Here is a 14,203-nt window from a genome sequence, read left to right as displayed (position 1 = left end):
CCGGCGTACCGCCCACTACTGGCCCGGATGTCCCCACAGCGTATCGGCCCGCGCGCCGGAGGGAGAGGTCGCCGGCGGTGAAATCGGCTGCTCCTCCCTGGACGCCTACATCGAGGCGGACGGACGGGGCGTGCGGTGGATACCCACTATGGGCCTGGGCGGCGCCATATACAACGGCATGTTCCCCTTCAACGGGAACCGTCACCTGTTCCAGAACATCGGCGACGGCACGGTGCTCCACAGCGGCCTGATCACCATATTCAGCTCCATTTCCCACGGCGCCAACATCACCTATAAAGTCCTCTGGAACCACGTGGTGGCCATGACCGGCGGCCAGGACATCGCCGGGCAGCCCACGCTGGACGACTTCGCGCTGATCCTGCTGGGCATGGGCGTGCAGGATATTACGATCGTCAGCAAGTTTCCGCACCAGGTATCGCTCAAACGCGCACGTGCCGTGGTGAGACCGGAGCAGCACCTGCTGCTCGAACCGCGGGAACGACTCGAATCCGCCCAGGAGGGCCTGTCGCGGAAGCCCGGCGTGAAGGTGCTGATTTACGACCAGGAATGCGCCACGGAACACCGACGTCGCCGCAAGCGTCAGCATCTCGCCCCCGATCGGTACGTCTTCATTCACGAACGGGTGTGCGAGGGGTGCGGCGATTGCGGGCAGCAGTCCATGTGCCTCGCGCTCGAACCCAGGGAAACGGAGTTCGGACCCAAGACCGCCATACTCCAGTCGGCCTGCAACCAGGACCTGTCCTGTCTGAAGGGAGACTGCCCTTCCTTCATCTCCGTCGAACCGGTCGGAGACAGCAAGCCACTGAGACCGGAATGCCCGCTACTGGACGAATCGGACCTGGCAGAACCCGCTGCCAGGGCGACGATTGAGCGGGAATATGCAATTCACCTCATCGGGATAGGCGGCACGGGCGTCGTGACCGTGGCCCACCTGCTGGCCGTCGCGGCGCTTTTCGACGGGAAGAAGGTGAGCGAGATGAACCGCACGGGGCTGGCGCAGAAGGGTGGTCCCGTGGAGTCGCCCATCGTCCTGGGGGAAGGCGAAGTTCCCCCTTCCAGCTATATACCCGCCGGGCGGTGCGATCTCTACCTGGCGGCGGATATCGCCGGCGCGGTGAACCCCCTGAACCTTCAGGCCGCCTCCGCGCACCGGACCGTGGCCGTGGTGAGCCGGTCCGGCGTCCCGACCGCGCAGATGGTGTACGATCCCCAGGTGCCCGGCGCCGACGTCCCGGCCATGGAAGCACAGATCGAGGCGCACACCCGGTCGGAGGACAATGTCTTCATCGATGCGCAGGACTACGCAATGAAGCTCTTCGGGAATCACATCGTGGCCAACGTGTTTCTCCTGGGCGTCGCCTACCAGGCCGGGCGCATCCCCCTGCAAGCCGGGAGTATCGAGCGCGCCATCCGGTTGAACGGCCAGGCTGTCGACCTGAACATCCAGGCCTTCCGTTGGGGCCGCATGGCCGTGCACGAACGGGCCCGGCTGGACGGGGCCGTGGCGGAACCCGAGCCGGACTCGGCTGAACTGGTCCGCCGCTATGCGCGGTCATTCGGCCGAAAGCAGGCGCAAGCCTACCAGGCGCTGATCGCAAGGATCCCCATCCGCCAGGAGTCGTTCAGGAGGAGCTGGGTCATCCGCGTGGGCGAGCTGATCGCTTTTCAGGACACCAGGCTCGCGGAGCGGTTCGCAGACCGGATCGCACGGGTTTACGATGGGGATGAGCGGGCCGGAGGACCGGACCGCGGACACCTTCTCACCACGCACGCGGCTTCCATGCTGCACAAGCTCATGGCCTACAAGGACGAGTACGAGGTGGCCCGGCTGCTGACCGACCCGTCCGAACCCGGCGTCGCGGAACGGTTCGATGGACCGGTCCGGGTATCCTACCATCTTCACCCGCCGCTGCTGCGGGCTTGGGGACTCGGCCGCAAGCTGCGGCTGGGACCCTGGTTCAAGCCCATACTGCGAGTCATGGTCCGATGCAGATTCCTTAGGGGAACGTCCTTCGACCCCTTCGGTTACACCGCGGCCCGGCGGGAGGAACGGGAGCTCGTAACCTGGTACGAATCCCTGCAGGACCAGGCCCTCGCCGTACTCACCCCGGAAAACTACCCCGAGGTATCGGAACTGCTGCAACTGCCCGACGAGATCCGCGGGTACGAGCAGGTCAAGCACCGCTCGGTGCTCAGGGTGAAGAAGAAGGCCTCCGAAATGCTTAATACCCTCCTTCAAGGCGCGGCGTCGCGCCCAATCCGCACCCGTTAAGACTGGTGAGGCAGACCCGTCAGGGTCCGTTAAGGCCGGACAACCACAATTGGTGCAACTAGTGAAGAAACAGCTGAACGGCCTTAGTTCGCCCGCGCCGACCAGGTACCACGACCTGGACGCACTGCGCGCATTCGCCATGTTGCTCGGTATTGTGCTGCATGCCTGTCTCTTCCTCATGCCCGTAGACACCTGGCCCGTCCAGGACAGTTGGGCCGGTTCCCACGATTTGGAAAACAACCCGTACGCATTTGTCTTCGGCGTCATTCACGGTTTTCGCATGCCGGTCTTCTACTTGATCAGCGGCTTCTTCACCGTCATGCTCTGGCAGTCCCGTGGCCTGGTTGGCCTGGCGCGTCATCGTCTTTACCGCATCGGTCTCCCCCTGCTGGCGGGAACGTTGACGATCATCCCGGTGACGAACGCGTTCTTTATCCCCATGACGCCCCTGACATGGATGTTTTCGTGGCTGTCCAGCCTTGCCCACCTCTGGTTCCTTTGGTACCTGGTCCTCATGGCGGCGGTCTTCATCGCCTGCGCGAGACTCGGCCTGCGGTTCCGCCATCCGGCCTGGTGGCTGCTCGTACCGGCCAGCATCATTCCACAATTCCTGATGCGGGAGGGCATGATCGGCGCGGACGGATCGGCGGAATTGATCCCCATCCTCCACGTGTTCGGCTACTACCTGGTCTTCTACCTGTTCGGCGCGTTCTTCTACCAGAAGCGTATCGAAGTGCGGAAGTGGTGGTCTGCAGGCCTGGCCCCGGCCATCCTGGTGTTTATGCCGGCAGGTTATCTCCTGCTGGATCCCGAATCACTGGGGTTGGCGCCGTCGAATGCCGTCAAGGGAACGGCTGCGGCGATCGGAGCGGCCTATACCTGGCTGGCCTGCTTCGGACTGCTTGGGCTGTTTCGCTGGATCGCGTCGAAACAACGATACTGGGTCCGCTACGTGTCAGACGCTTCCTACTGGCTGTACCTTGGCCACTTGCCGCTCGTACTTGGCGGACAGGAGCTGGCCGTGTCCTGGTCCGTCAGCGTGCATCTGAAGTTCGCGCTGATCTGCCTCGCGGTTACCGGCATCCTGCTGGCAACCTATCAGATCGGGGTTAGGTACACTTTTGTCGGTAGGGTGCTGAACGGTCCCCGTGTCCGTCATGGACCGGAGGGAAGTCGATACGTCCGGAACGCGTCAAGTTGAGCGGAGACTATCAAGATGAGCGGTCTCCGGACCGGGCCTGGTGTGATCGCCCGGCCCCGGAAACCGTCACTTCACAGGAAGGATTTGGTGCGCAGGGTAGTCCGCGTTGTCAGCTGCTGACGAGCACCTTCTTCAACGCGGCGATGAAGGCCTCGTTCTCTGCCTGCAGGCCCGCGGTGACGCGCAGCCAGTTGTTCATCCGCCAGCGACGCTTGCCGTTGCCCACGAGCACGTTGTACTCCTCGAACAGCTTTCGGGTGACCTCGTCCGCGTCCGTGCGCACGTTCACCAGCATGAAGCTGGACTGGCTGGGCACGTACTCGAGTCCCATCTCCTCGAACTGGCCGGTGAGATAGTCATGCCCGGCCCAGGCCGCCGCTCTCGCCCGGTCCTGGTAGTCCTGATCCTCAATGCAGGCCTCCGCGGCGACCACGGACAGCGAACTGACCCGCCCGCCCTTGTTATCTTCGAGCTTCTCGATGACATGGGGCCGGGCGAGGCCGTATCCGATTCGCAGGCCGGCCATGCCCATGATCTTCGAGAAGGTGCGGGTTACGATGACATTTTCGTGATCCAGGATGAGCGGCGCGGCGCCGATGCGGTCCTGCGGGTTCCGGGCGAACTCGATATAGGCCTCGTCGACGAAGACCATGACGTCGGAAGGGATGTCGCTGACGAATTTCTTGAGGTCGTCGAAGGGCGCGATGATGCCCGTCGGATTACCTGGAGACGTGATGACGACGACCCGCGTGTCCTCGGTGATGGCCGCTTTCATGGCATCGAGATCCTGGTGAAAGTCCGGGGTCGTGCGGACCAGGCGCGCCCGTGCGCCGTAATTCCGGGCCGTGCGGACCACGCCGCCGTATCCCGGTGCCGCCTCGATCATCTGGCCGCCGTCGCGCAGGTAGGCCGAGGCGATGGCGAAGAGCACTTCCGACGATCCGCAGCCCAGCGTCACCCAGGGCTCGGTCCGGTCTTCGTTGTTGTTCGAGGGAATGACGACCGGCAGCCCGTGGCGTTCCGCGATCTGGCCGTAGAGCCCGCGGCCCCGGTAATACCGGTTGAACTTGTAGACGTACTGCATGATCGCCTCGACGGCGCGGGGCGACGGACCGATCGGATTCTCGTTGCTGCTCAGCCGGATGAATCCCTCGGGCACCCCCCAGCCCCGCACGGGCCGGACGCGGGGTCCCGCCACCATTTGCGCCGCGGCTTCGTAACTGCCCAAAGAAGCCACCCCGGCGCCCACCGCGAGCCCCTTGAGGAACTTGCGCCTGGTGAACCCGGGAGCCGCCAGGTTCATCGCCTTCAGCATGTTCGACATAACACCGTCCTTTGGTCTCAGATAACCGAATCGATCGCACAAACGATCAGCTACTTACCAGCACCTTCTTGAGTGCGGCCATGAAGGCCTCGTTCTCTTCCTGCAGGCCGGAAGTGACCCGCAGCCAGGTATCCATTTCCCAGCGGCGCTTTCCGTTGCCGACCATCACGTTGTATTCTTCCCTCAACTTGCGGACGACTTCATCCGCATCCTTGTGCACGTTGATCAGCATGAAACTGGACTGGCTGGGTACGTACTCGATGCCCATCTCGTCGAAATTGCTGGCGAAGTACTCCTGGCCTTCCCAGGTCACCTGCCGCGCCCGGTCCTGGTAGTCATGATCCTCCATCCCGGCCGCCGCGGCGTTGGTGGAAAGCATGCTGGGCCGTCCACCCTTGTTCTGGTTCAGCTTCTCGATTACTTCGGGGCGCGCCAGGCCGTAGCCGACGCCGAGTCCCGCCATGCCCATGATCTTGGAGAACGTACGGGCCACGATCACGTTCTCATGGTCCAGGATCAGCGGTGCCGCGCCGATGCGGTCATCAGGATTCTTGGAGAACTCGATGTAGGCTTCGTCGACAAAGACGATCACGTTCGACGGGACCTCCTGGACGAACTTCTTCACGGCATCCGGGGAGACGAGCACGCCGGTCGGGTTGCCCGGGTTCGTGATGACCACCACCCTGGTGTTCTCGGATATGGCGGCCTTCATCGCATCGAGGTCCTGCTGGAAGCCGCTGGACAGGGGGACCCACTTCACCGTACCGCCATTGGGTTCCGCGACCCGGAATACGCCGGCGTATCCCGGTGTAGCCTCGATCATTTCGGCCCCGTCCCGTAGATAGGCGGACGCAACGGCGTACAGCACCTCCGACGATCCACAGCCCAGGGTGACCCAGGCGCCGGGCGGCGTGAAGGAATTGGGCGCCCACTCCACCACGGGCAGCCCGTGGCGCTCGGCGATCCTGGCGTAGATGTCCCTGTTCCGGTTGTAACGGTTGAAGGAATACACATTCTCCAGGACCGCTTCAACCGCGCGGGGCGAAGGACCGATCGGCATTTCGTTGCCGCTCAGTCGCACGAGTCCTTCGGGTACGCCCCACCCGCGGACGGGTCTCGCGTTGGGTCCGGAGATCATCTGCGCCACGGCCTCGTAACTGCCCAGCGTCAATGCGCCTGCGCCGACCATCATACCTCTTATAAAGCCTCGTCTCGAAAAACCGGACGGGGTTTCCTGTATTCTATCCGCCCTGTCTACCATGATAAACTCCTTGAAGGGTTGTTCTGCTAAGGATTGTTCTGCAGGCCTTTGGTGTCTGCCTGGTGAAATGCTTGCGCGACGCCATATGAAGGCGTGGCCGCGTCAGTTACGATGATTGAAATCCGAATCCGCTGATCGGTAAATGTAATGCGCAAAGCACGAAATGACAAAGGTATTGTGGAAGTTATACAACTTCGGGGGGCCTGGTATTCAGAATCGTGTCGTTGGCGCGGGTTAGTACGGGCCGGGCCGGGCCGGGTCGATTCCGATCACCCGGTCTGCTTCAGGCCGCGCACAGGTAATCTTCCACTTCGGCAAGGCCCGACCCCGTGAGTGCCTGGCGGATCAGCTTCCGTGCGCCCCGCGAGGAAACGGCGACGATGAGCATCGGATGGCGGTAGCGGTTCCATATCGAGGTCAGTTCATCGGGACCGATCACCGGGGCGTCGCGCATGCGGCTGCCGACCTTCCGGGGAGAAATGTCCACGAAGGCATCTATCGGACGACCCATGCGTACGATATGCCGGGACAAACGCCGGCCGGTCTGGCCCGCCCCCCAGACGATCAGCCCGTCCCGGTCCCGCAGCGGGCCGTTGACCAGGAAGTGCGCCTTGACGCGGAGGAAGTTCTCCACCGAGTACCGGGCGTCCGTTCGCGTCAATCGGCCCCCGTGCTCCCGCCAGTACAGCAGGACCTCCGGCACCTTGGCGAACCGGCGCCCCGCGGCGTGATAGCGGAGCCACAGGTCGTAGTCTTCCGGCCATCCTGCGTCGCGGTATCCACCGAGTTCCAGGAGTTCGTCCCGCCGCACCATGGCCGACGGATGGGCGATCGGACTTTCGATGAAGATCTCCCGGGCGATATCCCCGGGCTCGACGAGGCTGTTGAGCCAGGTTTCGTATACCTTCATGCCTTCGCCCACCATCCCGTCGGCGAAGATCTCCACGAGCGACCCGGCTACGCTGATATCCGGCCGGGCGTCCAGCAGTGCCGCCTGCCGCTCTAGCCGGTCCGGGCGCATGCGGTCATCAGCGTCCATGCGGGCGACCCACTCGCCCCGGCACCGCGACAGTCCGAGGTTGAGCGCCTCGACCAGGCCGACGCGGCCGGCCCGGACCGGCTGAATTCTCCGGTCCCCGCGGCCCCATGCCTCCAGAATCGTCCCGCTGTCGTCGTCCGACCCGTCATCGACGGCGATGACCTCGTAGTCGCCCAGCGTCTGCGTGGCGATGCTCTGCAGGGTTTCGGGAAGCGTGCCGGCGGCGTTGTAAACCGGCATCAGGACGGAGACGCTCGGAGAGGGCATGGACACAGCGGTGGTGGATGACACGTCGCAGGCCGGACCGGGCGGCGGACTGGATCGGGCGCAGGCCGGACCGGGCTGGACCGCTCGGTGGCCCGGACCGGACGGTCTATCCCTTGACCACGATATTGAGCAGCTTGTCCGGCACGAAGATGTTGCGGACCGATTCCTTGCCGTCGGTCCACTGACGAACGCGTTCGCTGGCGAAGGCGGCCTGCTCGATTTCTTCGCGGGGCGTACCGGGCGGCAGTTCGAGCCGGTCGCGTACCCGGCCATTGATCTGGATGACGTATTCGATCGTGGCGGAAACGATCAGCGCCGGATCGTACTCCGGCCAGGGCACGTCGCAGACCATGCCCACGTGACCCAGGCGGGTCCACAGCTCCTGGGAGATGAAAGGCGCGAAAGGCGCCGCCAACTGAAGCAACCGGTCGATGGCTTCGTGATGATGGGAAGACGCGTTCTGCAGGCCGTTGAGCAGTTCCATCAGGCGCGCGATGGCCGTGTTGTACTGAAACGACGCCATGTCCCCGGTGACGTCCCGGGTCTTGCCGTGCACCAGGGCGAGCAGTTCGGGGTCCTCGACCGGCGCCTCACTGAAATCGGTCCCGGTGACGTAGCGCCAGAGCCGGTCGTAGAACCGCCGCACGCCATTGATGCCCGCGTCCTGGAAATCACCGCCTATCTGGTAGGGACCCAGGAACATGAGATAGGTGCGGAAGGCGTCCGCGCCGAAACGGTCCAGGTATTCGTCGGGATTGACCACGTTCCCCCTGGACTTGCTCATCTTCGCGCCGGAACGGATGATGGTTCCGTGGGCCCGGAACTTCTTGAAGGGTTCGGAGAAGGAGACCAGGCCGATGTCATGCAGCGCCATCGTGATGAAGCGGGTATACATGAGGTGCAGCACCGCGTGCTCGTTGCCACCGACGTACATGTCCACGGGCAGCCACCGCTCCGTCATCTCCGGGTCGAAGACCACGTCCTCCCGTTCCGAGCTGGGATACCGGAAGAAGTACCACGCCGAATCCAGGAAGTTGTCGTTGACGTCGGTCTCGCGGGTGGCGGGACCGCCGCACACGGGACAGGTAGTGTTGAGGAAGGACGGGTCGCGCGCCAGTGGGCTCCGTCCGGTGCCGTCCGGCCTGAATTCCTCCACATGGGGCAGGACCACGGGCAACTGGTCATCGGGAACGGGCACCACGCCGCAGGCTTCGCAGTGGATCATCGGGATGGGCGGCCCCCAGTACCGCTGGCGGCTGATGCACCAGTCCCGCAGCCGGTAGTTGACCTGCCGTTTCCCGACGCCGCGATCTTCCAGCCAGTCCGTGACCGCGCCGACGCCGACTGTGCTGTGGGTCCCGTCGAAGGGACCGCTGTTGATCATGATCCCTTCGCCGGTATAGGCTTCCTCCGGTCCGCACTGACCGCCCCGGCCGTCCGCCCCGCCGTAACCGTTCGTCGTGTCTTCCGATCCGCTGATCACCTGCACGATGGGCAGATCGAAGGCCCGGGCGAACTCGAAGTCCCGCCCGTCATGGGCTGGCACCGCCATGATGGCGCCCGTACCGTAGGTCATCAGCACGTAATCGGATATCCAGATCGGAATCCGGGCGTCGTTGACCGGATTGACGGCGTAGCCGCCCGTGAACACGCCGGTCTTCTCGCGGGTAACGTCCTCGCGCTCGATGGCCGTCTTCCGGCCGCTTTCCTTCACATATTCGTTGACGGCCGCGCGCTGTGCTTCGGTGGTCACGACTTCGACAAAGGGGTGTTCCGGCGCCAGGACCATGTAGGTGGCGCCCCAGAGCGTGTCCGGCCGCGTGGTGAACACGCTGAGTTTCTCTTCGTGGTCCGCCAGCGGGAAGTCTACTTCAGCCCCTTCGCTACGGCCGATCCACCTGCGCTGCGCGGTCTTTGTCGTCTCGGACCAGTCGATGGTCTCCAGGTTCTCCAGCAATTGCCTGGCGTAGGCCGTGATCCGGAAGAACCACTGGCGCATGTTCCGCTGCTCCACCTGCGCGTCGCATCGCTCGCACACCCCGCCCTCGGCCTGTTCCGCCGCGAGCACGGTGTTGCAGGAGGGGCACCAGGTGACCGGCGCTTCCTTCTGATAGGCAAGTCCGGCCTTGAAGAGCTGGATGAAGATCCATTGCGTCCACCGGTAGTAATCCGGATCGGTGGACTGTACCTCGTGACGCCAGTCGAACATGGCCCCCAGGCGCTTGAACTGACGGGTGAAATTTGCGATGTTCTCTGGGATCAGCCGTCCGGGATGGGTGTTGATCTTGAGGGCGAAGTTCTCGGAGTGGATCCCAAAGGCGTCGAAGCCCATAGGCTCGAACACGTCGTATCCCTTTGCGCGCATGTACCTTCCGTGGATATCCGCGCCCGTGTAGGCGAACACGTTGCCCACGTGCATGCCCTCGGCGGAGGGGTAGGGGAACATCATGAGGTTGTAGTAGGGATTCCGCGCCGCCTCGAGGTCGACTTCGTAGGTCCCTTCCGATTCCCAGCGCTTGATCCACCGCGCCTCGACCGCCCCGTGATCGAATCTTTCGCCTTTCATTGCTTCCCCGGTTTTCGTTTCTCGCACTTTGTCCCCGCCCCCCTGCTGCCCAGAGGCTGCCGGTTTAACTGCACTTTCGTGTATTGCCCCGTAATTTACCTATCTTGATTGTGGAAATCAAGTTACGACTGTACATTAAGATGGCGGCCTGTATTCAGGAGCTGCGAAAAGAAAACCCACTCCATACCCGTCCGAGAGAGCCCGCCATGCCAACCCGGAATCCCCATCTCCTGCGGGACGATGCCATCTGTCGATTCATCACGGATGGATACGTGCAGGTCAATGCCGGTCTGCCCGCAGAATTTCACCGAAACCTCTACCGGAAAATTGAGATCGTGCTCGAGGAGGAAGGCAATCCCGGCAACAACATCCTGCCCCGGATTCCCGAAATCCATAGGGTCTTCGACCAGCCCTCCGTGCGGGGAGCGCTGACCAGCCTGCTCGGACCCGGATACCTCATGCATCCCCATCGGTACTGCCACCTGAACAAACCGGGCAGTTCCGGCCAGCAGTGGCACAAGGACGATTACATCTTCGACCACAACGTGAGGCATGCGCGCTGCCGGTGGGTGATGGCCTTCTACTATCCCCAGGACGTGAGCGCGGACATGGGGCCCACGGGCATCCTGCCCGGCATGCAGCACCACAACGGGATCTCCGATTGTGACGCCTCCAGAACCGGAGAGTCCGCGCTGGGACTGTGCGGTTCCGCCGGGACGGTTTCCATCGTCAACTTCGACTCCTGGCACCGGGCCACGCCGAACGTCAGCAAAAAGAACCGGTACATGCTCAAGTTCCAGTTTACCCGTTCACGCGAACCGGCCGGTCCCGCCTGGGAAAGTGGGAATGGCCGCTGGAAGCCTCAACCGGGCGACGCGCTTCCCGCCGTTTCCGAGGCGGTATGGAGCTGGTTGGCGGGAGGGGAACGCGGCGAGGATGAAGCCAAGGGGGTCTCCATCGATCGATGCCTCGCCGGCCTGGACGATGCGGACGAGCGGGTACGGCTGCAGGCCGCGTACACGTTAGGCAGGAAAGGTGATGATGCGGTGGAGCCGCTCGTGGAACACCTGTGCGCGACCCGTGAAGAGGAGGCCCTGGCAAACGTGCCCAGGAACCCGGCGAATCCCGCGGGCGGCAATCCGTCGGAACTGCCCGCTGCCTATGCGCTGTCGTCCGTGGGACGTCCTGCGGTCAAGGGCCTGGAAGCATTGCTCGAAGACGATGTCTGGTGGGTACGGGCGGCCGCTGCGGACGTTCTGGGCGATATCGGCCTGCCGGCGTCTTCGGTCCGCCCGGCGCTATTGCGTGCGCTAGGCGACGAGGAAGCGTGGGTACGGCGAAACGCGTCCGAAGCCCTGGCTGTCATCGGCGGCTTCAGTGACGACGACGCCCCTGCGCTTCGGGGCGCGATCGGGGACGAGGACGAGCGGGTCCGGCGCAATACCGCCTTCGCCCTGGCCAGACACCCGATTCAAGCCGCGGATCTGTTCGATGACCTGGTGGCACGCTCGTTGGAAGACGAAGGACGCTACGTCCGCTACTACGCTATGGCGGCCGCTGCCCGCATGACCGCCGGCACGGACCGGGACGGTTTTGTGGATGCCATGCTCGCCGCTCGCTGGTGCCCACTGACCACCCGTAAAAGCGCTTTTTGAAGAGAATTTTCTACGCATTGATCCGGCGAAACAGCACGTACAACGGATAGCTTAGGACGACCACGAATAAAGCCGTCAGGCTGACGGCCGTACCACCCACGATGTTACCGGCAAGGAAGGCTACGGCGCCGGCGAGCGTCAGCGCCGTCGTCCACGGGTATCCCCAGGCCCGGTAGGGACGAGGTAGATCGGGTTCCTTTCGTCTCAGGAGAAAGACGGAAAGGAAAAGGATGGCGTAGTTGACCACGGTGAAAAACGCCAGGGCCTCCACCAGGCGTACGAAGCTTCCGCTGAACAACAGGAAGACGATCGTGGCCGCCAGGCTGGCAACGAGCGCCGCCGTGGGCGTGCCGCCCCGGTTTACCCGCCGGCACTGCTTGAAGAACAGTCCGTCGGTGCTCATGGCGTAGATCACGCGGGCGGCGAACATGTACCCCAGGTTGATCCCCACGATCAGAAATCCGGTCAGGAACGCCGTGATGACCGTCTCCGCAAGCGGTCCTAACAGTGCCTCGACAGCCCGGCCCACGGCCAGCTCCGCGCCGACGATCTCCGACATGGGCAGCATGCGCAGCAAGGCGATGTTGATGAGCAGGTAGACCGCGATGACGATCCCGACGCCCACGAACATCGACCGTGGAATCGTACGGCCCGGATCCGCCATTTCTTCAGAAAAATAAGCAGTAAACACCCAGCCGTCGTAGGCGTAGAGCACTCCTCTCAGCGCCACGATGAAGGCCATGACGAGGGCCCATCCCACCGGCATGGACGGCAGGGCGGCCGTTTCGGTCTCCGCATCTCCGCCGCCCGCCAGTACGAAACACGCGACGATGAGCACCGCGAAAACAACGGCCTTGATCATGCTCGCGGCATTGTGAACGCTGGTTCCCCACTTCACGCCCCGCCACTGGATCAGGGCGAAGGAGACCGCGATGGCCAGGCAAAGCGGCAGACTGTATCGTGGAATGGCGGTCGTCAGGAGATGGAGGTATTCGTTGATGACGACGATGGTCATGGCCGTCGCGCCGCACCAGTTCAGCCAGTCGGTCCACCCGCTGACGAACCCGACGAAAGGGCCGAGGGACCGGTGCGCGTAGACGTAGTAGGCCCCGGCCCGCGGCAATGCGGTAGCCAGTTCGGCGGCGGAAGCCGTGCTGAACAGCACGAACACGCCCGCCGCGATCCAGGTGGCCATGTACCACCAGGGATCGGGCAACTGGGCTGCCACTTCACCCGGCGCACGCAGGATGCCGAGACTGACGATGCCCCCGAAGGTGATGGCCAGTCCCGTGATCAGGCCGAGCACGCGCAACAGACCGCCGCGGGAAGACGCGGAAGGCATGGATAGATCCTTGATTTGGAAGAATGATCAGCGATTACACCCTGATCGTTTGCCCGGCAGCACAAAGGGGATTATATTGTCCGCGCAAATGGACATATCACTTAAATACGGACTCAATCCCCATCAACATCCTGCCAGGGTGACCTTGCCGCCCGAATCACCGCTGCGCGTGCTCAACGGAACGCCGGGCTACGTCAATATCATCGACGCCATGGGCGCATGGCAACTGGCACGGGAACTGAAACAGGCTACCGGGTTAGCCGGAGCGGCGTCCTTCAAGCACGCCAGTCCTGCCGGGGCGGCGATCACCGCTGAACTCGGTGAAACGTACCTGGCCTCGCAGTTCCTGACAGCGAAGGCGTATTCGCCCGGTGCAGCCGCTTACATCCGTGCCCGTGGTGGCGACCGCATGTGCTCCTTCGGGGACGCGGCGGCCGTGAGCGAGGTGGTGGACCGGTCCCTGGCCAACGTGCTCAGACGGGAAGTGTCGGACCTGATCATCGCGCCTGGATACGAACCGGACGCGCTGGAAGTCCTCCGTGCAAAGAAAGGCGGCGGATACCTCGTCCTGGAAATCGATGCGGACTTCGAACCACCCGCGGTCGAGCAAAGAACGCTGTTCGGCCTTGAGTTGGAACAACCCCGCAACGACGCGGCCATCACGCGGCAGACCTTTTCCAACCTCGTCACGGATAACCGGGACCTGCCGGAATCCGCACTCGACACCCTCATCGTGGCGACGATCGCCCTCAAGTATACCCAGTCCAACTCCGTTTGCGTGGCCTACGACGGCCAGGTGATCGGCATGGGCGCGGGCCAGCAGTCGCGCATCCACTGCACCCGGCTGGCCTGCGACAAGGCCGACAAGTGGTTCCTGCAACAGCATCCCCGGACGCTGGACCTCCCGTTCCGCGAAGGGCTCAAACGCACCGAGAAGACGAATCTCGTCGACCAGTATCTCCTGTGGGAGCATCTTTCCGGCACGGAAGAGGCTCGCATGCTGGGTGATCTCAATGAACGCCCCGTGCCGATCTCGCCGGAAGAACGGCGGGATTATGTTTCCCGATTCGAGGGGATCTGCCTCTCATCCGACGCCTTCATCCCCTTCCGCGACAACATCGACCGGGCGGGACGAAGCAACGTGCGGTACGTGGCCCAGACGGGTGGCTCTGCGGCAGACCAGGGCGTGACGGAAGCGGCCGACGAATACGGCATGGTCATGGCCCACACAGGCCTGCGACTGTTTGTGCACTAG

Annotated in this window: 9 protein-coding genes; 4 read left to right on the top strand and 5 right to left on the bottom strand. The window is 63.4% G+C overall.

Features of this window, described 5'->3' with window-relative positions; all coding sequences use genetic code 11:
* A partial coding sequence (locus tag OXH56_08180; GenBank protein MCY3555284.1) for a 2-oxoacid:acceptor oxidoreductase family protein occupies nt 1–2,293 on the top strand: 2,293 nt, incomplete at its 5' end.
* Nucleotides 2,294–2,354: 61 nt separating this feature from the next.
* Complete coding sequence (locus OXH56_08175) at nt 2,355–3,494, top strand: acyltransferase family protein (protein ID MCY3555283.1); 1,140 nt, start codon at nt 2,355–2,357, stop codon at nt 3,492–3,494.
* A gap of 109 nt (nt 3,495–3,603) precedes the next feature.
* Here OXH56_08175 and OXH56_08170 read toward each other — a convergent pair whose 3' ends face one another.
* From OXH56_08170 to leuS, 4 genes are all read right to left on the bottom strand, one after another.
* The gene (locus tag OXH56_08170) at nt 3,604–4,818 is read right to left on the bottom strand and encodes a histidinol-phosphate transaminase (protein ID MCY3555282.1); all 1,215 of its coding nucleotides are present in this window, start codon (nt 4,816–4,818) and stop codon (nt 3,604–3,606) included.
* Nucleotides 4,819–4,864: 46 nt separating this feature from the next.
* The gene (locus OXH56_08165) at nt 4,865–6,010 is read right to left on the bottom strand and encodes a histidinol-phosphate transaminase (protein ID MCY3555281.1); all 1,146 of its coding nucleotides are present in this window, start codon (nt 6,008–6,010) and stop codon (nt 4,865–4,867) included.
* 352 nt (nt 6,011–6,362) lie between these two features.
* On the bottom strand, nt 6,363–7,409 hold the full coding sequence (locus tag OXH56_08160) for a glycosyltransferase (GenBank protein ID MCY3555280.1): 1,047 nt from the start codon (nt 7,407–7,409) through the stop codon (nt 6,363–6,365).
* An 82-nt stretch (nt 7,410–7,491) separates the two neighbouring features.
* Nucleotides 7,492–9,951, bottom strand: coding sequence for a leucine--tRNA ligase (leuS, locus tag OXH56_08155; GenBank protein ID MCY3555279.1), 2,460 nt, complete (start codon nt 9,949–9,951; stop codon nt 7,492–7,494).
* Nucleotides 9,952–10,157: 206 nt separating this feature from the next.
* Between leuS and OXH56_08150 the strand changes: the two genes are divergently transcribed.
* A complete protein-coding gene (locus OXH56_08150; GenBank protein MCY3555278.1) occupies nt 10,158–11,606 on the top strand; it encodes a HEAT repeat domain-containing protein in 1,449 nt (482 codons plus the stop codon).
* A gap of 10 nt (nt 11,607–11,616) precedes the next feature.
* Here the strand turns inward: OXH56_08150 and OXH56_08145 are convergent, their stop codons facing one another.
* Nucleotides 11,617–12,948 (bottom strand): APC family permease, encoded by a 1,332-nt coding sequence (locus OXH56_08145; GenBank protein ID MCY3555277.1) that lies wholly within the window; start codon nt 12,946–12,948, stop codon nt 11,617–11,619.
* 88 nt (nt 12,949–13,036) lie between these two features.
* Between OXH56_08145 and OXH56_08140 the strand changes: the two genes are divergently transcribed.
* On the top strand, nt 13,037–14,203 hold the full coding sequence (locus OXH56_08140) for a phosphoribosylaminoimidazolecarboxamide formyltransferase (GenBank protein ID MCY3555276.1): 1,167 nt from the start codon (nt 13,037–13,039) through the stop codon (nt 14,201–14,203).

The organism is Gemmatimonadota bacterium, assembly GCA_026702745.1.
In the GTDB taxonomy this organism is placed as follows: Bacteria; JAAXHH01; JAAXHH01; order JAAXHH01; family JAAXHH01; genus JAAXHH01.
This window is presented reverse-complemented; position numbering and strand designations above follow the sequence as displayed.